The sequence below is a fragment of the Pantoea sp. X85 genome, assembly GCF_029623675.1.
Lineage (GTDB): Bacteria > Pseudomonadota > Gammaproteobacteria > Enterobacterales > Enterobacteriaceae > Pantoea > Pantoea leporis.
Map to the genome: position 1 here is coordinate 1034430 of NZ_CP121108.1, position 25560 is coordinate 1059989.

The window sequence follows — 25560 nt, forward strand, 5'->3', positions numbered from 1 at the left end:
GGCATTACTCTGACTGTCGGCAGAACCAGAATTTGCCGCAGCCTTGCGGCTTTATCTCCTTTTGATTCATGGATTAGAAATGCAGAAAAAATATGCCCTTGCGGCACTCTCCTTGTTAAGCGCCACGCTGCTCAGCGGCTGCGCGACCGAATCGTCACGCGCCATTGAAGCGCCACAGGTACGTGCGGCCAGCCAGCCCGCGTATCAGGGCGTGCGCAGCCCGATTGCGGTTGGCCAGTTTGATAATCGCTCCTCGTACATGAACGGCATCTTCTCTGATGGCGTGGATCGTCTTGGCAATCAGTCGAAAACCATTTTGGTCACGCACCTGCAGCAGACCAATCGCTTCAACGTGCTGGATCGCAGCAACCTGAAAGAGTTGCAGCAGGAAGCCGGCTTTAAGAAGATCGAGCAGAACATCAAAGGTGCGACTTACATCATCACCGGCGATATCACCGAATTTGGTCGCAAAGAAGTGGGCGATCAGCAGCTGTGGGGCATTTTGGGGCGCGGTAAGAACCAGATTGCCTATGCCAAAGTCAACCTGAATGTGGTGGATGTCACCACCTCAGAAGTGGTGTACAGCGCGCAGGGCGCGGGTGAATTCAAGCTGTCAGCGCGTGAGATCGTCGGTTTCGGCGGCACCACCAGCTATGACTCCACTCTCAACGGCAAAGTGATGGATCTGGCGATTCGTGAAGCGGTAGATCATTTAGTGGATGGCATTAACAGTGGCGCATGGCGTCCGGCGAAATAAGGATATTGAGCATGAAAGGGTTGCAACTGAGTGCGGCGCTGATCGCTGCGGGTGTGCTGGCTGGCTGTGCGCCAAAAGGGCCGGAACCGATCTATTACTGGGGCGATTACCAGCAGCAGATCTATAGCTATTACCAAAAAGATAGCGATCCGCAGAAGCAGATCGAAGCGTTGAATCTGGATATTGAAAAAGCCAAATCGGTCAACAAACCGGTCGCGCCGGGCCTGCACGCGCAGCTCGGCCTGCTGTACGCCAAAACCGGTGCTACCGATAAAGCCTTCGGCCAGTTTGCCACCGAGAAGCAGCTGTTCCCGGAATCGGCGCCCTATATGGACTTTCTGATGAAGAAAAAACAAGGAGTTGCCCAGTGAACAAGCTGATTGTGTCTTTAGGCGTGCTGGCCACGCTGCTATTGACCGGCTGCGCGCACAAAAAACCGTACGATTACAGCGCCTTCCGCGCCAGCAAGCCGGCCTCAATTCTGGTGCTGCCTGCGGATAACCGCGCGCCGGATGTGAACGCGGCGAACAGCTTCACCTCGCTGGTGACCCGTCCGCTGGCGGAAGCGGGCTATTACGTGTTCCCGGTGGCGGTGGTGGATGAAACCTTCCAGCAGAACGGATTGACCAACGGCCATGAAATTCAGGCTGTCAGCCCGCAGCGTCTGCATGACATCTTCCACGCCGACAGCGCGCTGTACATTTCAGTGACCGATTACGGCAGCAGCTATCAGGTGATCCAGAGCGTGACCAGGGTGTCGGCGACGGCGCGTCTGGTGGATTTGCGCAGCGGTAAAGAGCTGTGGCAAGGCATTGCCACCGCCAGCGACGCGGAAGATGGCAACAACAATAATGGCGGTATTATTGGCATGTTGGTCTCTGCTGCGATTAAGCAGATTGCCAGCAATGTGTCGGATAAGGCACATACCATCGCCGGTGTGACCAGCGCCCGTCTGCTGGCGCAGAACGAGCAGGGCGGTTTGCTGGCCGGCCCTCGTTATAAGTTGGTGAGTACGCGATAAAAGAACGCAGTGAATCGTAGCGGCGCGAATTATCGCGCCGCTACCAATTGTGCGTTTTTAAGCGAGATCGCCCGGCAGCTCCAGCTTGCTGTAACCCAGGCCATTCATCTTGCGGACACGGATCTGCACCGGAATACGCTCTTTCATCGCTTCGACATGGCTGATCACGCCGATGGTTTTGCCGCTGGCGTTGAGGGCATCGAGCGCATCCAGCGCGGTATCCAGCGTCTCGGCATCCAGCGTGCCGAAGCCTTCGTCGAGGAACAGCGATTCGATGCGCGTTTTATGACTCACCAAATCGGACAGCGCTAACGCCAGCGCCAGGCTGACGAGAAAACTCTCGCCGCCCGATAGCGTGCGCGTATCGCGCGTGGCGTCAGCTTGCCAGGTATCAACCACTTCCAGCTCTAGTTCTTCACTGATGCGGCGCTGCAGCAGATAGCGACCGTGCAGGCGATCGAGCTGACGGTTCGCCAGCCACACCAGATGGTCGAGCGTCAGACCTTGTGCGAAGCGGCGGAATTTATCGCCTTTGGCCGAACCCACCAGATCGTTCAGACGCCCCAGCTGCGCCAGTTCCACTTCATCGGTGGCGATTTGCGTCAGCAACGATTGCTGCTGCAAACGCTGTTGTGCATCGCTGTGTAACTGCTGCTGCGCTTCGCCCTGTTGACGGGCATTGTCACGTAACGTCACGCGCAGCTGTTCCAGCTGCTGCTGAATCGTGGCGGCGATCTCGTCGCTAAGTTCCAAAGGCCGCTGCTGCTGATGCGCCGTCCAGCGCTGCATAAGCTGTTCGCTGAGGGTGAGCTGCTGCTGGCGCTGTTGATCGAGCGTCTGCAACTGCTGGCGCAGCTGCTGCACCTCGCGCTCCTCCAGCAGAGCGGCACGTAGCGCGCTTTCATCCGCAAAATCACTCTGCTGCAGCGCGGCGAGGAAGGCGCTTTCTGCGGCGGCAGCGCGCTCACGTAAGGTGTTTTGCTGCGCCGCGATCTGCTCGCACTGGCCATTCAGGCCGTGCAGCAAGCTTTGCGCCTGTTGCCACTGCTGAAGCTGCTGCGCCAGCGCCTGTTCACACTGTTGCAGCGCAACATGCTGCTGCTGCCGGGCTTCTGCCACCTGACGATCGCCAAACAGCTGTTGACGCTGTTGTTGCTGCTGCTGGCGCTGCTGCTGCAAAGCGCTGAGCGTCTGCTGCAGCTCATCCAGCCGCTGCTGTTCACGCGCCAGATTCTGCTGCAGGCTGCTGCGCTCGCTTTCGGCTTTCGCCAGCTGTGGCTGCAACTCGCCGTGTAAACGTTCATTTTCCTGCCATGCGATCCAGCGTTGTTGTAGGGTGCGCAGCCAGCTTTCCCGCTCAGCGACATCTGGCAGGACGAGCTGATGCTGCGTCAGCTGCTGTTCCAGCTGCTGCGCCAGTTGCTGCATGGCGCTGCGTTCGCTGGCCTCGCGCTGGCTGATTTCATCCAGCGTCTGCTGCGTGCTGGCGATCTGCTGCTGCGCCAGCTGCTGCTGATTCTGATGCTGCTGCCACAGCTGCTGCTGTTGCAGATGCGCATCCTTCGCCTGCTGCAGCGCACGCGCGGCGTTTTCCCGCGTCTGCAGCTGCTGTTGCTGCAGCTGTTCCTGCGCATCCTGCTGCTGTTGCCATTGCGCAAAATCGTCCTGCTGCTCCAGCGTGCAGGTAAGTGCCAGCTCACCGCTCAGCGCTTGCCATTGGGTGTTCACCGTCGCCAGTTGCTGATCGTAATCGCTGATCTCCTGCTGCAACGCCTGCTGCTGTTGCAGCGACAGTTTCTGCTGCTCGCCTTTGGCGGTGCCGGACTCTTTTAGCTGCGCCACGCGCGTTTCCAGCGCGGTTAAACGCTGCTGATTGGCACCGGGCTCAAGCTGCTGATATTGCGCAATCGCCGGATGCTGGCACGAGCCGCACAGCGGGCAGGGCTGATCCGGCTGCAGTTTGGCGCGCTCGTCGGCCAGCTGGGCGATGGTGCGCTCCAGCTCGCAGATTTTGCGCACATCGAGCAGCGCCTGATGTTCCCGTTTGTACTCCTCGCGCAGCGCTTGCAACGTCTGTTCCGCGTCCTGATGCTGCTGCTGGAGCTGCGCCAGTTTCTGCTGACGCTGCAACCGCTGCGGTTGCAGCGCGCGCCACTGCGCGGCGAGCAGGTTAAGCTGCTGGCGCGCAGGGCGTTGGGTTTGATGCTGCGTCAGGGCGTCGCGCAGTTGTGCGCTGCCGATCTCCACTTCAAGTGAAGTCAGTGCTTGCTCCGCTTGCAGACGTTGCTGCGCGGCCTGCGCTTCGGCTTGCTGCAACGGTTGCGCCGCCTGTTCACGTTGAGCCTGCGCCTGTTGATGCTGCTCCAGCTGGCTGCGCTGCTGTTGGTGCTGTGCGATGAGCTGCGTCAGCGTCTGCTCGCGCTCATCCAGTCGAGCAATCTCCGCCTGCCAGCGCGTTAATTCCGCGCCCCAATGGGCGACAGCGGCTTCGCGGGCACGGAAGTCCTGCTGCTGCGCCAGCTGTTGTTGTAAACGTTCACTTACCTGCTGTTGCTGGCTGAGTGCGGTTTGGCTGGATTGCAGCGCCTGTTGCTGCTGCAGATGCAATCGCTGCTGTTCATCCAGCTGCTGCGCGAGGGTGGTGATGCGTTGATCGAGCGGGATAACCTGCTCGGTGAGCAGCGTTTCAAGCTGCTGCTGTTGCTGTAACGCCTGTTCGCGCGCCTGCTGCGCGGCCTGATAATGGTTTTCGCCCTGTTGCAGCGCGGTTTTGGCTTGCTGCCGTTGCGCTTGCAGCTGCTGCGATTGCTGTTCCAGCGCGCGCAGATCGCCCTGCAACTGTTCGCGCTGCTGCAACTTCTCGCGCAGTTTTTCTGCCGGTTCGGCGCGCGCCAGGCGCTGACGATCGCCATCCGCCTGCTGCCAGGCCTGTTGCGCGGCAAGCAGCGTCTGTTCGGCCTGCTGCTGCTCTTGCGTTAGCTGTTGCTGCTGCACCAGCCATTGCTGCTGATGCTGCGCCAGCGTCAGCTGTTCGCTGAGAATTTTCTCCTGCGCACCAAGTTCTGCCAGCTGCTGCGTCAATTCTGCCCGGCGCGCTTCATCGAGCAGCGACATGCCACCGGCGCGGGCGCGCAGCGTATCCAGGTCGCTGCGCGCGGTGCGCCAGCGCTCGTAGATCTGAACCGAGATTTGTCCGTAGATTTCGGTGCCGGTCAGCTCTTCCAGCAGCTCGGCGCGTTCGCCGGGTTTGGCATTCAGGAAGGCGGCAAACTGGCCTTGCGACAGCATCATCGAGCGGGTAAAGCGCGCGAAATCGAGCCCCGACAGGGTCTCAATCGCTTTCAGCTTGTCGCCAACTTTATCGGCGATGATCTGATTATCGGCCACACGCGCCAGCTCGACGCGCGGTGCCTGCAGCTTACCGTCGGCTTGGCCGCGCGCGCGGTTCTGGCTCCAGAAGGCGCGCCAGGCTTCGCCTTTGATCTCAAACTCCACTTCCGCCAGACACTCGGCGGTGTCGCGGGTGATCAGCTCGTTCTGGGTTTGCGACAGCGTGCCGAGGCGCGGCGTCTGATGATAGAGCGCCAGGCAAATCGCATCGAGTAAGGTGGTTTTGCCCGCCCCGGTGGCGCCGGTAATGGCAAACAAGCCGTTGCTGGCAAAGGGCTCACGCCGGAAATCGATAAACCATTCGCCGCGCAGCGCATTGAGGTTCTTAAAACGTAGCGTCAAAATTTTCATGCGGATGGATTCTCCAGCGCGGCAAGCTGGGTGCGGAACAGCTGCGTTAACTGCTCGGCCTGCCCGGCATCCAACTGTTCTTCCTGCGCCAGTCGGCGCGCAAACACGTCTTCCACTTTTAGTTCGCTCAGGGTTTCGTTCTCCAGCCGTTCGAGGCTGCGCTGCCGCTGTTCGCGGCTGCGGCGCACCAGCAGCACTTCGACCGGCAGATTTTCGGTGAGCGCTTCAATGCGACGTTGCAGATCGCTGAGATATTCCTGCGTGGTGATCTCAATATCCAGCCAGACTGGCTGTTCGCTGGCGCTCGCGCTGAACTGCGCCAGCTGATGTTCAATCTCCGCCATCGAGCCTTTCAGCATCTGCATCGGCTGGAAGTGCGGGATGGTTAGCGGCGTAACGGTATCGAGCGTGGTGCTGAATTCCAGCAGGAAGACGCTTTTCTCGCGGCCAAGCTCATCAAAACTGAGCGGAATCGGCGAGCCGCTGTAACGAATGTGCTCGCTGTTGGCGATGCGCTGGGCGCGATGGATGTGACCGAGCGCGATGTAATCGGCGGGCGGAAACGCCTGCGCCGGGAAGGCATCCAGCGTGCCGATATAGATGTCGCGCACCGAATCGCTTTTAGTCACGCCAACGGTGGTGAGATGGCCGGTGGCGATGATCGGCAGCGTAACGTCCTGCGCATCGCGCTGCGCCTGCGCGGCAGCAAAGCAGTGCTGATAATGCTGCTCGATCGCCTCCAGCAGCGAGATCTGCTTCTCGCGGCCGGATTGGCCAGCCTGGCTACGCAGAATGTCGCGCGGACGCAGATAAGGAATGGCGCACAGCAGCGCGCCCGGCGCGCCATCGCGCTGCTTCAGGGTTAACACCTGCTGTTCGCCCTGCGGCGTGGCGCTGGTGATCACCTGCGTATTCAGGCAGGCCAGCAGCTCGCGCGATTCATTCAGCGTCGCCACCGAGTCGTGATTGCCCGCCAGCACCACCAATTGACAGCCGCTTGGCTGCAGCGCCACCACAAAACGGTTAAACATTTCACGCGCGTAGCTCGGCGGCGAACCGGTATCAAACAGGTCGCCGGCGATAATCAGCGCATCCACCTGATGCTGCACAATCTGATCCAGCAGCCAGTCGAGAAACGCCTGATGTTCCCGCGCGCGACTTTTGCTGTAAAAGAACTGACCGAGATGCCAGTCAGCGGTGTGAATGATGCGCATGATTGCTCCGTGCTCTGTTTAGCGAAGGCGAATTATAACCACTTAAGATCACAAAGAAAAAAACAGAATTTTATTGTGACATTTCTGTTTTTTATCTATCTATCTTAGGGCGGTGTTTTCATAAAAGTGTCACAAAACTGACGCATAATGGCGCCGCAAATCCCAGTGACACGGTGTCACACTAGCAGGAGTTACAATGGCTAAGCGCATTTTGGTTGTGGAAGACGAAGCTCCCATCCGTGAAATGTTATGTTTCGTGCTGGAACAGAATGATTACCAGCCTATTGAGGCGGAAGACTATGACAGCGCGATTGGTAAGCTGATCGAACCCTGGCCTGATTTGATTCTGCTGGACTGGATGTTGCCCGGCGGCAGCGGGATTCAGTTTATTAAGCATTTGAAGCGTGAAGCCATGACGCGCGACATTCCGGTGATGATGCTGACGGCGCGCGGTGAAGAGGAAGATCGCGTGCGCGGTCTGGAAGTGGGCGCGGATGATTACATCACCAAGCCATTCTCACCGAAAGAGCTGATGGCACGGATCAAAGCGGTGATGCGCCGTATTTCGCCGATGGCGGTGGAAGAGGTGATTGAGATGCAGGGCCTGAGCCTTGATCCTTCCTCACATCGTGTGATGTCGGAAACCACGCCGCTGGAGATGGGGCCGACCGAGTACAAACTGCTGCACTTCTTTATGACCCACCCGGAACGCGTGTACAGCCGCGAACAGCTGCTGAACCATGTTTGGGGCACCAATGTGTATGTCGAAGATCGCACCGTCGATGTGCATATTCGCCGTTTACGTAAAGCGCTGGAATTGACCGGACACGATCGCATGGTTCAAACCGTGCGTGGAACAGGGTATCGTTTCTCTGCCCGCTACTAAACGTAAACGGAGTGTTTACCGTGCTGGAACGACTCTCCTGGAAGAGATTATTGACCGAGCTGGCGCTGGTCTGTTTACCTGCGCTGGTGTTGGGTCTGTTGTTCGGATATCTGCCGTGGCTGCTGCTGATTGCGGTGACCGGCGTGATGTTCTGGCACTTCAGAAATCTGATGCGTCTGTCGCACTGGCTGTGGGTCGATCGTTCAATGACGCCGCCCACCGGACGCGGCAGCTGGGAACCGCTGTTTTATGGCCTGTACCAGATGCAATTGCGCAACCGGCGGCGTCGCCGCGAGCTGGGCAATCTGATCAAACGTTTCCGCAGCGGGGCAGAATCGCTGCCGGATGCGGTGGTGCTGACCACCGAAGAGGGCACTATTTTCTGGTGCAACGGCCTGGCGCAGCAGCACCTTGGCTTGCGCTGGCCGGAAGATAACGGTCAGAACATCCTCAATTTGCTGCGTTATCCTGAATTTTCCCGCTATATCCGTCAGCGCAAGTTCGACATGCCGCTGACGCAGATCCTCAATAATCAGCATCATATGGAATTCCGCGTGATGCCTTACAGCGAAGGTCAGTGGCTGATGGTGGCGCGTGATGTCACCCAGATGCACCAGTTGGAAGGCGCGCGACGCAACTTTTTTGCTAACGTCAGTCATGAACTGCGCACGCCGTTAACGGTATTGCAGGGTTATCTGGAAATGATGGACGACTCGGTGATGAACGAGCGCACGCGCAGCAAGGCGTTGCATACCATGCAAGAGCAGACGCGCCGCATGGACAGCCTGGTGAAGCAGTTGTTGACCTTGTCGCGTATCGAAGCGGCGCCGGCCATCGATCTCAAAGAGACGGTGGATGTGCCGGGCATGCTGATGCTGTTGCAGCGTGAAGCGGAAACGCTGAGTCAGGGACGTCACACCATCCATTTCCATACCGATCCGCATCTGAAAGTGTTCGGCAATGATGAGCAGCTACGTAGCGCCATTTCCAATCTGGTCTACAACGCGGTGAATCACACGCCCGATGGCACGCGCATCGACATCAGTTGGCTGCGCACTAAACAAGGCGCGCAGTTTAAGGTGTGCGATGACGGGCCGGGCATTAGCGAGCAGCATCTGCCGCGCCTCACCGAGCGTTTCTATCGCGTGGATAAAGCGCGTTCGCGCGCCACCGGCGGCAGCGGATTGGGGCTGGCGATCGTGAAGCATGCGTTGGGACATCACAACGCGCGGCTGGAGATCACCAGCGTGCCGCATCAGGAAACCTGTTTCAGCTTCCTGCTGCCGCCACGCTTGATTGTGGCTAACGTGATGCAAGAGCGGGTTAATTAAGGTCGTAGGATCGCTATTCATGGCGCCATACTTATCAGTTAATAAAGCCTTTTTGGTGCGGGCGCTGACACATCTGCTGCGTCACGGGCCGTCCTCGCGCCGCTAGCGCGGTACCTTCGGCTTCCACGTTGTGCCGACGGACCGTTCGCGGATCGGCCTTCCCTGGCCGACCCCGAACTGCCTCGCGCATCCATGCGCGAGGCTCCTGGCCCAACGTAAAAGCCTCAGCGCTGCGAATGGCCCTTTTGCCGCAGCAGACGCGCCAGCGCCTGAAGCGAATGAGTCCTTTTCAACAACACGCACTGAAGCTTATGAGCAGGCCGGGGGCACTTTTGGCCTGGCAATCCGCAGCGCTGAACGAAGCGAGGAAGCCAGGAGAGCCCGCAGGACGCGGGCGAAAGGCGGAGCCGGGACAAGGAAGTCCCGTCTCCGCCGGTCCGTCAGGCAGACGAGCGAAGTGAAGGTACCGCGTAAGCGGCGCGAGGACCGCCGGACCAAAAGTGACACCGGCCTGCGCACTCGTCGTTGGTTTAACTGACAAGCATTACGCCATTCATGGAGACCAATTCCCGCCTCATTAACAACCCATACGCAATGTATTGCGTGATAAATCGCACCGCTCCAGAATAGGCGTCTTACTGAATTGCGGAATCGCCAATGAAATCGCTGTTGATCTCCCTCTTGCTGCTTTGCTCTGCTTTGGCACACGGCCAACAAACCATGCTAACCGGCAATCTGAGCAGCGTTGGATCGGATACGCTGGGTTATCTGATGACATTATGGGGCGAGGATTTCAGCCGCCAGTCGCCGGGCGTCAACGTTCAGGTGCAGGCGGCGGGATCTTCTACTGCGCCGACGGCGCTGGCGGCAGGTGCTGCCCAGCTGGGCGCGATGAGCCGGCCGATGCAGATCGACGAACGTCAACTTTTTACCGCGCGCTACGGCTATCCGCCGCTGGCGGTGCCGGTGGCGATGGATGCGCTGGTGGTAGTGGTTAATCAGGACAATCCGCTGTCGCGCATCGCGCCGCAACAACTCGATGCGCTGTTCTCCATCACGCGTCTGTGCGGCGGGCAGCAAGTGCCGCAGCGCTGGGGCGATCTTGGCCTGAACGAAGGCCAGTGGGCCACGCGCAGCATCCAGCGCTATGGCCGCAACTCGGCGTCGGGAACGTGGGGCTTCTTTAAGCAGCAGGCGCTGTGCAAAGGTGATTTCCGTGCTGATGTCGCTGAATTCCCCGGCTCTGCGGCGGTGGTGCAAGCCGTTGCCGCCACGCCCAACAGCATCGGTTATGCCAGTTTTGGCTTTCATCTCAGCGGCGTGAAAATGCTACCGGTGGTCACGGCGAACGGCGACAGCGTGATGCCGGATGCCGAATCGATTCGCAACGGCCGCTATCCGTGGTCGCGCCCGCTTTATATCTACGTCAACAAAGCACCCGGCAAACCGCTGCCGCCGCTGGTGAATGCCTTTCTGCATCAGGTGTTATCGCCACAAGGTCAGCGTCGGGTGAGCGAAGCGGGTTATCTGCCGTTGTCAGATAGCCAGATGGCGCAAGCGCGAGCGGCAATTGAGGGAAATTGAAGAACGTGCATCTGAACATGAAATAGTTTCATGTAAGCTGAATTTTCTTCCGTTGCCGAAAGGGTGACAGCGTGGCATTATTTGTGGACATATAGCCGTCCAGATGGCTGAAATAACCCAGCGAAATTATACCCTGACGCAACTATGCGCTCAGCCAGGAGATAAAATGCCACGTCATAACCCGTTCCGCGCCGATACCGTCGGCAGTTTTCTGCGTCCCGCAGCCATCAAGCAGGCGCGTGTGCAGTTTGCCAATGGCGAAATCAATGCTGAGCAGCTGCGTCAGGTTGAAGATCGCGAAATCCGCCATGTTGTGGAGCAGCAGCGTGCCAATGGCCTGCAGATCGTTACCGATGGTGAATTCCGTCGCGCTTGGTGGCACTTCGATTTCTTTGGCGATTTGCACGGCGTCGAGCTGTTCGAAGCGGAGCAAGGCATTCAGTTCAACGGCGTGCAGACCAAAGCGCACGGCGTGAAAGTCACTGGTAAAGTGGCTTTTAATCCTCAACACCCGATGCTGGATCACTTCCGCTTCCTGCAAAGCGTGGCGGGCGATGCGGTTGCCAAGATGACCATTCCCAGCCCAAGCGTGCTGCACTTCCGCGGTGGCCGTAAGGTGATCGATGCCACGGTGTATCCCGATCTGAAAGAGTACTTCGCCGATCTGGCGCAGACCTACAAAGACGCCATCAAAGCGTTTTATGCGGCTGGCTGCCGTTATCTGCAGCTGGATGACACGGTGTGGGCTTATCTGTGCTCAACCGAACAGCAGCAGCAGATCCGCGAGCGTGGTGAAGATCCACAGGAACTGGCGCGCATTTATGCTGAAGTGCTGAATACTGCACTGGAAGGTAAGCCAGAGGATCTGACCGTTGGGCTGCATGTGTGTCGCGGCAACTTCCGCTCAACCTGGATTTCCGAAGGTGGCTATGAGCCGGTCGCCGAAGTGCTGTTTGGCGGCGTAAATATCGATGCTTTCTACCTTGAGTATGACAACGAACGTTCAGGTGGTTTCGAGCCGCTGCGCTTCCTCAAGCCGGGTCATCAGCAAGTGGTGCTGGGTTTGATCACCACCAAAACCGGCGAGCTGGAGGATGCGCAGCAGGTGAAAGCGCGTTTGCAGGAAGCAGCACAGTTCGTGAGTCTTGATCAAATCTGCCTCAGCCCGCAGTGTGGCTTTGCCTCAACCGAAGAGGGCAACAGCCTGAGCGAAGAGCAGCAGTGGCAGAAGATTCGTCTGGTGGTCGATATAGCAAGAACAGTCTGGTAATGCTGTAAAGTTAGCCAAACAGGCGCGTAAATCGCGCCTTTTGTGCATCTGTAGGCTGATTTATGCAAAGAGATCTCTCGCATCGAGGAAACATTTAGCAAATCATCTGAGGTGTTTTGCCGCTATTCCACCGTGATTCACTGCTTTCTTCCACTATCTTGTTATATCCTTCTGGTTTTTCGATCCTGTATTGCCTTTCTTCGCTATAAACGTTCTAATTTGCGCCGTTGTCGATTTATCCCTCTGCGAACAGAAGAAAAGTAGATTAAATCACCTGCGCTTTAACGATTAGTCCCGCATAACACGCTGGTCTTGCCTGATAAGCCCTTGTTTTAGCGCATCCAGAGGACAACACGAACTCAACTTCCACCGCAACATCAGCTACAGGCAGTACAGAAGTTTATGACACATCGTTTAACCTCCAAGGATATCCTGGCGCTGGGCTTCATGACGTTTGCCCTGTTCGTTGGCGCAGGAAATATCATCTTCCCACCGATGGTGGGGATTCAGTCTGGCGAACACGTTTGGATTGCGGCTTTCGGCTTCCTGATTACGGCTGTTGGCTTACCGGTGATCACCGTCATCGCGCTGGCGCGTGTGGGCGGTGGCATTGATGCGCTGAGCTCGCCGATTGGTAAAGCCGCAGGCTTGCTGCTGGCGACCGTGTGTTACCTGGCTGTTGGCCCGCTGTTTGCCACGCCGCGTACCGCCACCGTTTCCTTTGCCGTAGGTATTGCACCGCTGACCGGCGACGGCACGCTGCCGCTGTTCATTTACAGCCTGATTTACTTCGCGCTGGTGATTGGCATCTCACTGTATCCGGGCAAACTGCTGGATACCGTCGGCCACTTCCTCGCTCCGCTGAAAATTCTGGCGCTGATTGTGCTCGGCGTTGCCGTGCTGATCTGGCCGGCCGGTGGCGTTTCGCCGGGCACCGAAGAGTATCAGCGTGCCGCCTTCTCCAGCGGTTTCGTTAATGGTTATCTGACCATGGATACGCTGGGAGCGCTGGTGTTCGGTATCGTCATCGTCAATGCGGCGCGCTCACGCGGTGTTGAAGATGCCAAACTGCTGACGCGCTACACCATGCTGGCGGGCATCATCGCCGGTATCGGTTTGACGCTGATTTACCTGACGCTGTTCAAACTCGGTAACGATAGCGGCGCATTGGTGGCGCAAAGCGCGAACGGTGCTGAGATTCTGCATGCTTACGTGCAGCAGACCTTCGGCGGCATGGGCAGCTTCTTCCTTGCGGCACTGATCTTCGTCGCCTGCATGGTGACGGCGGTGGGCCTGACCTGCGCCTGTGCAGAATTCTTTGCGCAATATGTTCCGCTGTCGTATAAAACGCTGGTATTTATTCTGGGTCTGTTCTCGATGGTGGTGTCGAATCTCGGTCTGAGCCATCTGATTCAGATTTCGATTCCGGTGCTGACGGCGATTTATCCGCCATGCATCGTGCTGGTGGTGCTGAGCTTCACGCTGAAGTTCTGGAACAAAAGTTCGCGTATTATCGCGCCGACCATGCTGGTAAGCCTGCTGTTCGGTATCGTTGATGCCATCAAAACCACCAGCTTTAAAGATGTGTTGCCGCTGTTCAGTCAGCATTTGCCGCTGGCCGATCAGGGACTTTCCTGGTTGCCGCCATCGCTGGCGATGCTGGTGATTGCCGCGGTAGTTGATCGGGCAAAAGGACGTGAGCAGGTCGCGGTTCATCAGTAAGCGACATTGCTGTTAATTCCAACCACGGGCTTGCCCGTGGTTTTTCATTTTCAAGGTACTGAGTGTTATGCAAGAAACCAATAAGCTCAAACGCGGACTGAGCACGCGCCACATTCGCTTTATGGCGCTGGGATCGGCGATTGGCACCGGGCTGTTTTACGGCTCGGCAGATGCCATCAAAATGGCGGGTCCAAGCGTGCTGCTGGCGTACATCATCGGCGGTGCGGTGGCGTACATCATCATGCGTGCGTTGGGGGAAATGTCGGTCAACAACCCGCAGGCCAGCTCATTCTCGCGCTATGCGCAGGATTATCTTGGCCCGCTGGCCGGATACATCACCGGCTGGACCTACTGTTTTGAAATCCTGATTGTGGCGATTGCCGACGTAACGGCTTTTGGTATCTACATGGGCGTGTGGTTCCCCGATGTGCCGCACTGGATTTGGGTGCTGAGCGTGGTGCTGATTATCGGCGCCATCAACCTGATGAGCGTGAAAGTCTTTGGCGAAGTGGAGTTCTGGTTCTCCTTTTTCAAAGTCGCCACCATCATCATCATGATTCTCGCCGGCTTCGGCATGATTTTCTGGGGCATCGGCAACGGCGGCCAGCCGACCGGCATTCACAATCTGTGGACCAACGGCGGCTTCTTCGCGCACGGCATTGTCGGCATGCTGCTGTCACTGCAGATGGTGATGTTTGCCTACGGCGGCATTGAGATTATCGGGATTACTGCCGGTGAAGCGGAAGATCCGAAGACCTCGATTCCACGCGCCATCAACTCCGTACCGATGCGTATTCTGGTATTCTACGTTGGTACGCTGTTCGTCATCATGTCGATTTATCCATGGAATCAGGTGGGCACTTCTGGCAGTCCGTTCGTGCTGACCTTCCAGCATTTGGGTATTGCGGCGGCGGCATCAATTCTTAACTTCGTGGTGCTGACGGCGTCGCTGTCGGCGATTAACAGCGATGTGTTTGGCGTGGGGCGTATGCTGCACGGCATGGCGCAACAGGGCCACGCACCGAAGGTATTCCAGAAGGTTTCGAATCGCGGAATTCCGTGGGTGACCGTTTTGGTGATGATGCTGGCGATGCTGATTGCGGTGTATCTCAACTACCTGATGCCAGAGAAAGTGTTCCTGGTGATCGCCTCGCTGGCGACCTTTGCTACCGTTTGGGTGTGGATCATGATTCTGCTGTCGCAGATCGCCTTCCGCCGCAAGATTGGCAAAGAGCAAGCCGGTAAGCTTGATTTTGCCATGCCGGGCGGTAGCGCTACCGCATGGTTCGGCGTGCTGTTCCTGGCCTTCATTATTGGGCTGATTGGTTACTTCCCGGATACGCGCGTGTCGCTGTACGTTGGTTTTGCGTGGATTGCGCTGCTATTACTGGCGTGGCCGCTAGTGAAAAAGCGTAAAAGCTGATGATATTGTAAGGTCGCCATTGATGGCGACCTTTTTTATCGATGACGATTAAACATAATATAAAAAAATAATCACGCTATCCCTAAATAATAAAATGCCAAAAAATATCTCGGCGCATCCTGGCGCCGAAAAAGAACAACAAAAAAGGAGAAAATAAGTATTACTAAGGGATGTTTGACTTGCGCAGCATATCGTATTTTTATTGATGCCGGGATGTTTAAGAAAAAAAGAGAAAATTCTCACTTCGGAATAGAATATTACTTACAGCGCGCTTAAGTAATTTTGCATGAAGGTTAAGTTCGCATAAATTAACGAACTTAACCGATTACGGAAATTATAACGATAAATGCCCAGGCAGCAGCGCTCTCAGCTGCGGATAAATCACCGCATTAGCCAGCAACACCGGATTGCCGTTCTGCAAGCCGTGATTAGCCAGATAATCGTTGGTAATGCCGCCCGCTTCGCGCATCAGCACAATGCCCGGCAAGCCATCCCACGGATTCATATGCGCTTCGTAGTAACCAATTAAGCGACCGGCCGCCGCCCATGCGCTCATCAACGCCCCCGAGCCATTGCGGATAAACATGCCGCCCTGCGCCAATAATGCGCTGATAAAAGTGGTCAGCGGTTCAATCGGTTGGCTGTTGGAGCTGCTCAGACCAAGCAATCCCTGATCAAGCTGCTGCGCGCTGTGCGCCTGGATGCGCTTATCATTAACCCATGCACCTTTGCCGCGGCAGGCGTGAAAGGTTTCATGATGATTGGGATCGCACACCACGCCAATCACCGCTTCGTTTTCACAAACGATCGCCAGCGATACGCACCAGTTGTGCAAGCCGTTAAGAAAGCTGCTGGTGCCATCAATCGGATCGAGCACCCAGATAAAGCGTGCGCCAGCAGTATTGCCGCCGCTCTCTTCACCCAACACCGCATCGTCAGGAAAGCGTTCGTGGATCAGATGCTTGACCAATGCCTCAACGTTGCGATCGGCTTCGCTGACCACATCCTGCAGATCTTTCTTATGCTCAACTACTAATTGATGACGTTGCTGATACCAGGATAGAGCCCGGCTGGCGGCGGTTTTGGCAACATCACAGGCGAAATGATAACGTGCGTCGAGTTCGGTAAGCGAAGCTGATGACATCTTTCCCTCTTATGATTTTCAGGCTGGCGAAGCAACAACAGACGCCAAAAATGGCGTATTGGCTGTGTGACGAAGTTAACAAAAGTTAAGAAAGGCTTCATTAAGCCGCAGATGGCTGCGCGTGACAAGAGGGGGAAAAGCCCGCCAGTGAAATTTTTCTTCTTACTGGCGGGTAATACGGGATGAAGCCTTAATGGCGGGTTCTTACGCCAATTTGACGCATGTCATTACCGGTTGGCGATTGATGGACGCGCAGACCGAAAGTAGGTAGCACCGCGTAAATATGGTCAAAGATATCCGCTTGAATATTCTCGTACTCTTTCCACACCGTGGTGTTGGTGAACACATACACTTCCAGCGGCAAACCGTTTTCACCTGGTGCTAACTGCCGCACCATTAACGTCATCTCTTGATGAATACGCGGATGCTGCTCCAGCCAGCTCTGCAGCCAGACGCGGAAGGTACCGATATTCGTCAGGCGGCGACCGTTGAGTGGCGAATCTAAATCACAGCCCAGTTGCGCATTCCATGCGGCCACTTCTTCGCTTTTGCTATCCAGATACGGTGCCAGCAGATGCGCACTTTTCAGCTGCTGCATCATGGCATCATCAAGGAAGCCAATACTGGTGGTATCAATATGAATGCTGCGCTTAATGCGACGCCCACCGGATTCCGACATACCGCGCCAGTTTTTAAAGGAGTCGGAAATTAAGGCGTAAGCGGGAATGGTAACAATGGTGTTATCCCAGTTGCGCACTTTTACCGTGGTTAAAGAAATATCGATGACCGCACCGTCCGCACCATATTTCGGCATTTCCAGCCAGTCATTCATTTTCAGCATATTATTGGCCGCCAACTGAATACCGGCCACGAGACCCAGAATTGGATCTTTAAATACCAGCATCAGCACCGCGGTCATGGCACCGAGTCCGGTGATCAATACGCCAGGCGATTTACCCAACAGCAGCGAAATAATCATGATTACCATTAAAATGGCGGCGATTAATTTCACGCTCTGGATAATACCGCGCAGCGGCAATTGCTGCGCTAGCATGCTATTCGCGCTGAGCTGCTGCAGTAAATCCAGCAAGGAGAACAACATCAGCAGGGCGAAGATCATCATCCACAGCTGGGCGAAAATCAGCAGCGCTGCATAGATCTGAGCACTGTCGTGCAGGAAGAGTTCAGTCTGTAATTTGAATAGCACACCTTGCATCAGCCAGACGCTGCGGCTAAACAGGCGACTGTTAATCAGCGCTTTTGGCCACTGACGGCTACTTTTCTCGGTGTAGCGACGCAGCAGCGGCAAGATAGCGCGGTGCAGAATGGCGTGAGTAAGCAGTGAGATGGCAAAGATTATGGCAATCACTATCCCCAACGCCAGGATGTGCGTGTAGCTAAGACCGGCTTCTGCGAGCCGGTTGGCAATAAGATGCTGCATGAGATTTCCCTGAGTGTGACGAAGATTAAGGTCACGCAGGGTAGGTGATGGGAAATTTCCCGTCCAACAGACGGGTCTTGAATTACCTAATATTACAATTCCTGCGCGCGCGCGGCGGCCATTAAGCGCGGATAAAACTGGAAGAACAGCGGCTCAAGTTGCTCGTAGTGATCAACAAAATCCTGATAGGAGTCGCGCAGCGCGGCTAAGCGCGGACGGCGATGCGCCATGCCGTTGAGCACGCGTGCCAGCCGCGTTGGTTCGGCATAGTGCTCAAACCAGCGTTCGCGCCACATCACGGCGTTCAGCTCGACGAAACCTTCCGGCGTGCCCGCCAGCTGCGGCACGATGTTTTGTTCAGCCGCCGCGGTAAATGCCACCAGCGACTGCGTTGGGTGGAATTTATCCCAGTGTAGCGCGAGGAAGTGGTCCCAAATCACGTCGAGCGTGATGGGGGCCACGCGGCGCGTTTCCGGACGAAACAGCGCACGCGCAATCCGCACTTCGGGCAGGTTATCGGTCAGGACGTCGAGGCGACGATGCATGGCAATGCCATCCACCACCGGTGCAGGCCATTGTGATTGCACGTTGCCGCGCACGAAATCGGCCATGAGATTGCCCAGCAGAGAGCTGTTAGCCAGCTGCGCCAGGTGAAGGTGAGCGAGAAAGTTCATGGCGCATTATATACACGTCATACTTCAAGTTACAGGTGCGTGAGCTGCTCTCGTTTGCCGCCTGCCTGCACCTCGAATTAGTTTGTGTATTCGCAGAATCACAGAAGCGCAGCCAGTTGTTCAGAATTTGCCGCTTTTCCGCTAGACTATGCCGCCTGATTTTAAGTCCTGAAGAAGTGAAGCATGCGCGTAGCCGATTTTACCTTTGAGTTGCCAGATTCCTTAATCGCCCACTATCCGCAGGCGCAGCGAAGCGGTTGCCGCTTGCTGTCGCTGGATGGTCCAAGCGGCGCGTTAAGCCACGGCGTATTTACAGACGTGATGGATAAGCTCAATCCGGGCGATCTGCTGGTGTTCAACAACACCCGCGTGATTCCGGCGCGCGTCTTTGGGCGTAAAGCCAGCGGCGGCAAAATCGAGATGCTGGTTGAGCGCATGCTGGACGATAAGCGCGTGCTGGCGCACGTGCGCGCCTCCAAAGCGCCCAAGCCGGGCGCAGCGCTGCTGCTGGGCGATGACGAAAGTGTCAAAGCCACGATGGTGGCGCGCCATGACACACTGTTTGAGATCGCCTTCGAAGACGATCGCGCGGTGCTGGATATTCTCAACAGCGTCGGCCATATGCCGCTGCCGCCGTATATTGATCGTCCGGATGAAGATGCTGACCGTGAGCTGTACCAGACCGTGTACGGCGTGCGTCCCGGCGCCGTCGCCGCACCGACCGCCGGTTTGCACTTTGACGAGCCGCTGCTGGAAGCGCTGAAAGCTAAAGGCGTCGAGATGGCGTTTGTCACGCTGCACGTCGGTGCCGGGACTTTCCAGCCGGTGCGCGTTGAAACCATCGAGGATCACATCATGCATGCCGAATACGCGGAAGTGCCGCAGGATGTGGTGGATGCGGTGCTGGCGTGTAAAGCACGCGGCAACAAAGTGGTCGCCGTGGGCACCACCTCAGTACGTTCGCTGGAGAGCGCCGCGAAGGCCAGCCAGGACGCGCTGATCGCACCCTTCTTCGATGACACCCAAATTTTCATCTATCCCGGCTATCACTATCAGGTGATCGATGCGCTGATCACCAACTTCCATCTGCCGGAATCGACCCTGATTATGCTGGTTTCGGCCTTTGCTGGTTATCAGCACACCATGGCGGCTTATCACAGCGCGGTGGCAGAGCAGTACCGTTTCTTTAGCTACGGGGATGCGATGTACATCACCCGTAATCCACAAGCGCCTGACGAAAGCGTCGGCGCATAATTGAATCAGACTGTTTCTCTGATCAGAGGTTAATGTGAAATTTGAATTAGATACTACCGACGGGCGCGCGCGCCGTGGCCGTCTGGTCTTTGATCGTGGCGTTGTTGAAACCCCAGCATTTATGCCCGTGGGCACTTACGGCACGGTGAAAGGCATGACGCCGGAAGAAGTGAAAGAGACCGGCGCGCAAATCCTGCTCGGCAACACCTTCCACCTGTGGCTGCGCCCAGGTCAGGAGATCATGAAACTGCACGGCGACCTGCACGATTTCATGAACTGGCAAGGACCGATCCTTACCGATTCCGGCGGCTTCCAGGTGTTCAGCCTTGGCGATATCCGTAAGATCACCGAAGCGGGCGTGCACTTCCGTAACCCGATCAACGGCGATCCGATTTTCCTCGATCCGGAAAAGTCGATGGAGATTCAGTTCGATCTCGGTTCTGACGTGGTGATGATCTTCGACGAATGTACGCCATATCCGGCGGATTGGGATTACGCCAAACGTTCGATGGAGATGTCGTTGCGCTGGGCACAACGCAGCCGCGATCGCTTCGATTCCCTCGGCAATAAAAATGCATTATTCGGCATTATTCAGGGCGGTGTTTACGAAGATTTACGAGATGTCTCGGTTAAAGGTCTGGTAGAGATTGGCTTTGATGGGTACGCTGTGGGCGGCCTGGCGGTGGGTGAACCTAAAGAGGACATGCACCGAATCCTGGAGCACGTCTGTCCGCAAATTCCGCAAGACAAACCGCGTTATTTGATGGGCGTCGGCAAGCCAGAAGATCTGGTGGAAGGCGTTCGCCGCGGTATCGATATGTTTGACTGCGTTATGCCAACGCGCAATGCGCGCAATGGTCATCTGTTTGTTACCGATGGCGTGGTGAAAATTCGTAATGCCCGGTATAAAGATGACACCGCAACGCTGGATGCAGAGTGTGATTGTTACACCTGTCGCAATTATAGCCGCGCCTACTTGCATCATCTTGATCGCTGTAACGAAATACTGGGCGCACGCCTGAATACGATTCACAATCTGCGCTATTACCAGCGTTTGATGGCCGGTTTACGTAAGGCTATCGAAGAGGGTAAATTAGAGCACTTTGTTAGCGAGTTCTACCAACGGACGGGGAAGGCGGTTCCTCCGCTGAACGTCTGATAATTCATCAATGAGGGAAATTTAATGAGCTTTTTCATTTCTGACGCCGTAGCCGCAGCAGGCGCACCGTCTCAGGGAAGTCCGTATTCTCTGGTGATCATGCTGGTGGTATTTGGTCTGATCTTCTACTTCATGATTCTGCGTCCACAGCAGAAGCGTACTAAAGATCACAAGAAACTGATGGATTCCATCTCTAAAGGTGATGAAGTGCTGACCAGCGGTGGTTTAGTTGGCCGTGTGACCAAAGTGGCAGAAACTGGCTATGTTTCTATTGCCCTGAACGACACCACTGAAGTAGTTGTTAAACGTGATTTCGTGGCCGCCGTTCTGCCGAAAGGTACTTTGAAGGCGCTGTAATTTTTTCTTCCCGAAGGGAACTGCCGTGTTAAACCGTTATCCTTTGTGGAAGTACATCATGCTGGTCGTCGTGATTCTCGTCGGCCTGCTCTATGCGCTTCCTAACCTTTATGGTGAGGATCCGGCCGTTCAGATCACTGGTGCGCGCGGTGGCGCCGCCAGTGAGCAAACGTTGGATCAGATCCAGACCGTATTAAAACAAGACAATATCGAGAGCAAATCCCTCGCTCTGGAAAATGGTGCCATTCTGGCCCGCTTTGCAACGCAGGATGGACAGCTGCGCGCGCGTGATGCACTCACCAGCGCGCTGGGCGAAGACTACATTGTGGCCCTTAACCTTGCGCCGGCAACGCCTCGCTGGCTGAGCATGCTGTCCGCGGAACCGATGAAACTCGGTCTTGATCTGCGCGGCGGCGTTCACTTCCTGATGGAAGTGGATATGGATACGGCTCTGGGCAAACTGCAAGAGCAGAACGCCGACAGCCTGCGCAGCGATCTGCGCGACAAAAGCATTCCGTATACCACCGTTAATAAAATCGCGAACTATGGCGTAGAAGTGCGTTTCCGTGACGGCGCCAGCCGTGATGCGGCAATCAGCTACTTGTCTACTCGCCACCGTGATCTGGTGATCTCAAGCCAGGGCAGCGATGCGCTGCGTGCGGTGATGAGTGATGCGCGTCTGAGCGAAGCGCGTGAATATGCGGTGCAGCAAAACATCACCATTCTGCGTAACCGTGTGAACCAGCTCGGCGTTGCCGAACCGCTGGTGCAGCGTCAGGGTTCTGACCGCATCGTGGTGGAACTGCCGGGTATTCAGGACACCGCGCGCGCCAAAGAGATTCTGGGCGCTACCGCCACACTGGAATTCCGTCTGGTGAACACCAGCGTGGATCCAACCGCAGCGGCCAGCGGCCGTGTGCCCGGCGATTCGGAAGTGAAGAAAACCCGCGACGGGCAGCCAGTGGTGCTGTACAAGCGTGTGATTCTGACCGGTGATCACATCACCGATTCCACGTCGAGCATGGATGAGTACAACCAGCCGCAGGTGAACATTTCACTGGATGGCGCGGGCGGCAACATGATGTCCAACTTCACCAAGGACAACATCGGTAAGCCGATGGCGACCCTGTTTGTGGAGTACAAAGACAGCGGTAAGAAAGATGCCAACGGCCGGTCGATTCTGGTGAAACAGGAAGAAGTGATTAACGTGGCGAACATTCAGTCGCGCCTCGGTAACAGCTTCCGTATCACCGGTATCAATAATGCAAACGAAGCACGTCAGCTGTCGCTGCTGCTGCGCGCGGGTGCGTTGATTGCGCCAATCCAGATTGTAGAAGAGCGTACTATCGGCCCAACCATGGGTCAGCAGAACATCACACAAGGCCTCGAAGCCTGCCTGTGGGGTTTGATTGCTTCGATCCTGTTCATGGTGGTGTTCTACAAGAAGTTTGGTCTTATCGCTACCAGCGCGCTGCTGTGTAACCTGGTGCTGATTGTCGGCATCATGTCACTGCTGCCAGGCGCGACGCTCACCATGCCGGGTATTGCCGGTATCGTGCTGACGCTGGCGGTAGCGGTCGATGCTAACGTGTTGATTAACGAACGTATTAAAGAAGAGTTGCGTAACGGACGCTCGGTACAGCAGGCGATTCATGAAGGCTATAAAGGCGCCTTCTCCAGTATCGTCGACGCCAACGTCACTACGCTTATCAAAGTGATCATTCTTTATGCGGTCGGTACCGGTTCAATCAAAGGCTTTGCGATTACTACGGCTATCGGTATCGCAACCTCAATGTTTACCGCTATCGTCGGCACCCGTGCCATCGTTAACCTGGTGTACGGCGGCAAACGCATCAACAAGCTGTCTATCTGAGGAGTGCGTTGTGGCACAGGAATATAGTATTGAGCAGCTAAACCACGGGCGTAAAGTCGTCGACTTTATGCGCTGGGATAAGCTGGCTTTCATCATCTCCGGTCTGCTGATTGTGGCATCTATCGTCATTGTCGGTGTGCGAGGCTTCAACTGGGGCCTCGACTTTACCGGCGGAACGGTGATTGAGATTAACCTGGAAAAACCGGCGGATCTCGACGCGCTGCGTGAAGGTTTGGTGAAAGCGGGCTTTGAAGAGCCGCTGGTGCAGAACTTTGGTAGCAGCCGTGATGTGATGGTGCGTATGCCTCCGGCCACCGGCAATGCCGGCACCGAACTGGGCAATAAAGTGCTGGCTTCCATTAGCCAGACCACGCAGCAGAACGCTACCGTGAAACGCATCGAGTTCGTTGGCCCAAGCGTGGGTAGCGATCTGGCGCAGGCCGGTGCGATGGCGTTGCTGTCAGCGCTGATTGCGATTTTGATCTACATCGGCTTCCGCTTTGAGTGGCGTTTAGCGCTCGGCACCGTTCTGGCGCTGGCGCACGATGTGATCATCACCTGTGGTATTTTGTCGCTGGCGCACGTCGAAATCGACCTGACGATTGTCGCTTCATTGATGTCGGTCATTGGTTACTCGCTTAACGATAAGATCGTGGTCTCCGACCGTATTCGTGAGAACTTCCGCAAGATTCGCCGCGGTTCTTCTTACGACATCACTAACGTGTCGCTGACCCAGACGCTGAGCCGTACCTTGATCACCTCCATCACTACGCTGGCGATGATCATGATCCTGTTCGTGTTTGGTGGTGCGTTGCTGAAAGGCTTCTCACTGACCATGCTGATCGGTGTCACCATCGGTACTATTTCGTCGATTTATGTCTCTTCAGCGCTGGCGCTGAAACTCGGCATGAAGCGTGAACATATGCTGGTACAGAAAGTGGAAAAAGAGGGCGCAGATCAGCCTTCGATTCTGCCGTAACGCGGAGTCAGAAAGTAAACGGGCTGCCATTGGCAGCCCGTTTTTTTATGCCTGTCGATCAGGGCGTGGTTTTCGTCGCTGGAGGCTCAACATCGTGCACGCGCACGTAGCCGAGTTGCTCCGGGGTTAACCCGCTGAGTCGCAGCGGCACGCTAACGGAACTGCGCGGCATTAACTGTGCAGGAACCTCGATGGTCTGGCTCAGGCTGCCCGCGTTAAGCGGTTTGCCGCTGGCCGGATCCATTTCGCCCCATACCACGGTCGCGCGCAGTGCCGGAATCGGCTGATCATCGGTCGAGCGGATATTCAGATTGGCGCGACTGCCGCTGGCTTCACCCGCCACCTGCGAGATTGACAAACGCAATTTACCTAGCTGCGTCTGTAACTCCACCGGCGTATTGGCTTGCGGCAACAGCCACGCGCCCTGGGTGGATTGGCTGTTCAGCTGTCCCTGAATCTCCAGCGCCGTTGCCTGATTGGTCAGCTTGCGCATCTGCTGATTAAGCTGACTCACTTCCTGATGCAACTCTTTGACCTGCGGTGAAACCGGCGTTGAACTGCAACCACTGAGAACCAGCAAAGAGAGTGCTGCCGGAGCCCAAAACGTCCTGATCGTCATGCAATGTCCTTTCTTTATTCGGGAATTCGTAAAACCTGGCCAGGGTAGATCTTATCAGGATGCGTCAGCATTGGCTTGTTCGCCTCGAAAATCTTGTTGTATTCATTAGGATTCCCATAGACCTCTTTCGATACCGCACTCAAGGTATCGCCTTTTTTCACGGTATAGAATTTCGCGGGCGTAGCGGCATCGCTGGCGGTGACCTTGTCATCCACCTTGGTGATGCCCGCGACGTTACCGGCGGCCACCAGAATCTTCTCTTTCAACTCCTGAGAGATGCCATCACCAGTCACAGTAACGGTATCGCCTTTGACATCCACCTTGACCTTATCGCTGTCGGGCAAACCGAGTTTGTTGATGTGATCCTGCAATTTCTTGCTGGCATCGTCGCCGCCGCCACTGACGGCATCCCACAGTTTTTCTCCAGCATCTTTCACGAAATCAAACAGACCCATACATCCTCCAGATTTTTATGATGTTGGCCGCCTTGCTGGCGGCTCTTTAAGCGTAGTGGTTTTTTGCCTGAGGTCATGTAGGTGATGTCTTGCATTTGGCTTAACGTCACAAACGGGGATTCACACATTATGTGCCACACACATACATTTTGTGGCGCGATCGCGCTACACTGTGTGGCCTATTTATCTCGCATCAGGAAGCCTCATGCATTGCCCATTCTGCTCCGCTGTGGACACCAAAGTGATTGATTCTCGTCTGGTTAGTGAAGGATCGTCGGTGCGTCGCCGTCGTCAGTGTCTGGTGTGTCATGAGCGTTTTACCACCTTTGAAGTGGCAGAGTTGGTGATGCCGCGCGTGGTAAAAAGCAACGATGTGCGTGAACCCTTCAATGAAGACAAGCTCAGCAGCGGCATGATTAAGGCGCTGGAAAAACGCCCCGTCAGCGCCGATGCGGTTGAAAGCGCGGTCAATCATATTAAAACTCAGCTGCGTGCCACCGGTGAACGCGAAGTGCCAAGCGCACTGATCGGCAATCTGGTGATGGATGAGCTGAAAAAGCTCGATAAAGTGGCCTACATTCGCTTTGCCTCGGTCTATCGCAGCTTCGAAGATATTCGCGATTTTGGTGAAGAGATCGCCCGTCTACAGGACTAAT

The 25560-nt window shown here is 56.0% G+C and carries 22 protein-coding genes; 15 read left to right on the top strand and 7 right to left on the bottom strand.

The genetic code is table 11. The annotated features are described in order from the left end of the window. Nucleotides 1-79: 79 nt before the first annotated feature. The 3 genes from P6287_RS04705 to P6287_RS04715 are packed head-to-tail and all read left to right on the top strand — an operon-like array spanning nucleotide 80 to nucleotide 1778. Entirely contained in the window at nucleotides 80-757 is a 678-nt protein-coding gene (locus P6287_RS04705; RefSeq protein ID WP_277974583.1) for a CsgG/HfaB family protein, read from the top strand. Nucleotides 758-768: 11 nt separating this feature from the next. Then, nucleotides 769-1128 (top strand): DUF4810 domain-containing protein, encoded by a 360-nt coding sequence (locus P6287_RS04710; RefSeq protein ID WP_277974584.1) that lies wholly within the window; start codon nucleotides 769-771, stop codon nucleotides 1126-1128. After that, on the top strand, nucleotides 1125-1778 hold the full coding sequence (locus P6287_RS04715; RefSeq protein WP_101762457.1) for a DUF799 domain-containing protein: 654 nt from the start codon (nucleotides 1125-1127) through the stop codon (nucleotides 1776-1778). Before P6287_RS04710 ends, P6287_RS04715 begins: the two co-directional genes overlap by 4 nt. Before the next feature lie 57 nt (nucleotides 1779-1835). Here P6287_RS04715 and P6287_RS04720 read toward each other — a convergent pair whose 3' ends face one another. Both P6287_RS04720 and sbcD read right to left on the bottom strand, forming a co-directional pair. Beyond that, nucleotides 1836-5519, bottom strand: a complete 3684-nt coding sequence (locus P6287_RS04720) for an AAA family ATPase (protein ID WP_277974585.1) — start codon at nucleotides 5517-5519, stop codon at nucleotides 1836-1838. Then, nucleotides 5516-6733 (bottom strand): exonuclease subunit SbcD, encoded by a 1218-nt coding sequence (gene sbcD, locus P6287_RS04725; RefSeq protein WP_277974586.1) that lies wholly within the window; start codon nucleotides 6731-6733, stop codon nucleotides 5516-5518. The genes P6287_RS04720 and sbcD overlap by 4 nt, the downstream gene beginning before the upstream one ends. 196 nt (nucleotides 6734-6929) lie before the next feature. On the opposite strand from sbcD, the gene phoB reads away from it, so the two are divergent. The 6 genes from phoB to proY all read left to right on the top strand — a co-directional run bounded on the left by phoB (nucleotide 6930) and on the right by proY (nucleotide 14949). After that, nucleotides 6930-7619: a phosphate response regulator transcription factor PhoB gene (gene phoB, locus P6287_RS04730; protein ID WP_007887040.1), complete on the top strand. Its 690-nt coding sequence runs from the start codon at nucleotides 6930-6932 to the stop codon at nucleotides 7617-7619. Nucleotides 7620-7639: 20 nt separating this feature from the next. Then, nucleotides 7640-8950: a phosphate regulon sensor histidine kinase PhoR gene (gene phoR / locus P6287_RS04735; protein ID WP_137385254.1), complete on the top strand. Its 1311-nt coding sequence runs from the start codon at nucleotides 7640-7642 to the stop codon at nucleotides 8948-8950. A gap of 657 nt (nucleotides 8951-9607) precedes the next feature. Beyond that, nucleotides 9608-10534: a phosphate ABC transporter substrate-binding protein PstS family protein gene (locus P6287_RS04740; RefSeq protein ID WP_277974587.1), complete on the top strand. Its 927-nt coding sequence runs from the start codon at nucleotides 9608-9610 to the stop codon at nucleotides 10532-10534. A gap of 166 nt (nucleotides 10535-10700) precedes the next feature. Then, nucleotides 10701-11804, top strand: a complete 1104-nt coding sequence (locus P6287_RS04745; protein WP_277974588.1) for a cobalamin-independent methionine synthase II family protein — start codon at nucleotides 10701-10703, stop codon at nucleotides 11802-11804. Nucleotides 11805-12206: 402 nt separating this feature from the next. After that, on the top strand, nucleotides 12207-13526 hold the full coding sequence (gene brnQ, locus P6287_RS04750) for a branched-chain amino acid transporter carrier protein BrnQ (protein WP_101762451.1): 1320 nt from the start codon (nucleotides 12207-12209) through the stop codon (nucleotides 13524-13526). A 67-nt stretch (nucleotides 13527-13593) separates the two neighbouring features. Then, nucleotides 13594-14949: a proline-specific permease ProY gene (gene proY / locus P6287_RS04755; protein WP_101762450.1), complete on the top strand. Its 1356-nt coding sequence runs from the start codon at nucleotides 13594-13596 to the stop codon at nucleotides 14947-14949. A 334-nt stretch (nucleotides 14950-15283) separates the two neighbouring features. Here proY and P6287_RS04760 read toward each other — a convergent pair whose 3' ends face one another. From P6287_RS04760 to P6287_RS04770, 3 genes are all read right to left on the bottom strand, one after another. Beyond that, nucleotides 15284-16093, bottom strand: coding sequence for an inositol monophosphatase (locus tag P6287_RS04760; RefSeq protein ID WP_277974589.1), 810 nt, complete (start codon nucleotides 16091-16093; stop codon nucleotides 15284-15286). Nucleotides 16094-16283: 190 nt separating this feature from the next. Then, the gene (locus P6287_RS04765) at nucleotides 16284-17534 is read right to left on the bottom strand and encodes a mechanosensitive ion channel family protein (RefSeq protein WP_192236718.1); all 1251 of its coding nucleotides are present in this window, start codon (nucleotides 17532-17534) and stop codon (nucleotides 16284-16286) included. Nucleotides 17535-17626: 92 nt separating this feature from the next. After that, the gene (locus P6287_RS04770; RefSeq protein ID WP_192414010.1) at nucleotides 17627-18208 is read right to left on the bottom strand and encodes an ACP phosphodiesterase; all 582 of its coding nucleotides are present in this window, start codon (nucleotides 18206-18208) and stop codon (nucleotides 17627-17629) included. Nucleotides 18209-18391: 183 nt separating this feature from the next. Here P6287_RS04770 and queA point away from each other — a divergent pair, with 183 nt between their 5' ends. Genes queA through secF form a run of 5 tightly spaced genes read left to right on the top strand, consistent with a single transcriptional unit; the run spans nucleotide 18392 to nucleotide 23830 of the window. After that, the gene (gene queA, locus P6287_RS04775; RefSeq protein ID WP_192414012.1) at nucleotides 18392-19462 is read left to right on the top strand and encodes a tRNA preQ1(34) S-adenosylmethionine ribosyltransferase-isomerase QueA; all 1071 of its coding nucleotides are present in this window, start codon (nucleotides 18392-18394) and stop codon (nucleotides 19460-19462) included. 34 nt (nucleotides 19463-19496) lie between these two features. Then, the gene (gene tgt / locus P6287_RS04780) at nucleotides 19497-20621 is read left to right on the top strand and encodes a tRNA guanosine(34) transglycosylase Tgt (protein ID WP_061717469.1); all 1125 of its coding nucleotides are present in this window, start codon (nucleotides 19497-19499) and stop codon (nucleotides 20619-20621) included. A gap of 24 nt (nucleotides 20622-20645) precedes the next feature. Further along, entirely contained in the window at nucleotides 20646-20978 is a 333-nt protein-coding gene (yajC, locus tag P6287_RS04785) for a preprotein translocase subunit YajC (RefSeq protein ID WP_008103990.1), read from the top strand. 25 nt (nucleotides 20979-21003) lie between these two features. Next, nucleotides 21004-22851 (top strand): protein translocase subunit SecD, encoded by a 1848-nt coding sequence (gene secD / locus P6287_RS04790; RefSeq protein ID WP_101762445.1) that lies wholly within the window; start codon nucleotides 21004-21006, stop codon nucleotides 22849-22851. 10 nt (nucleotides 22852-22861) lie between these two features. Then, the gene (gene secF, locus P6287_RS04795) at nucleotides 22862-23830 is read left to right on the top strand and encodes a protein translocase subunit SecF (protein ID WP_101762444.1); all 969 of its coding nucleotides are present in this window, start codon (nucleotides 22862-22864) and stop codon (nucleotides 23828-23830) included. Nucleotides 23831-23888: 58 nt separating this feature from the next. Here secF and P6287_RS04800 read toward each other — a convergent pair whose 3' ends face one another. Next, complete coding sequence (locus tag P6287_RS04800) at nucleotides 23889-24449, bottom strand: DUF3251 domain-containing protein (protein ID WP_277974590.1); 561 nt, start codon at nucleotides 24447-24449, stop codon at nucleotides 23889-23891. A 14-nt stretch (nucleotides 24450-24463) separates the two neighbouring features. After that, nucleotides 24464-24904: a peptidoglycan-binding protein LysM gene (gene lysM, locus P6287_RS04805; protein WP_101762442.1), complete on the bottom strand. Its 441-nt coding sequence runs from the start codon at nucleotides 24902-24904 to the stop codon at nucleotides 24464-24466. 205 nt (nucleotides 24905-25109) lie between these two features. Between lysM and nrdR the strand changes: the two genes are divergently transcribed. Then, nucleotides 25110-25559, top strand: coding sequence for a transcriptional regulator NrdR (gene nrdR / locus P6287_RS04810; protein ID WP_008103978.1), 450 nt, complete (start codon nucleotides 25110-25112; stop codon nucleotides 25557-25559). The last annotated feature ends 1 nt before the right edge of the window (nucleotide 25560 follow it).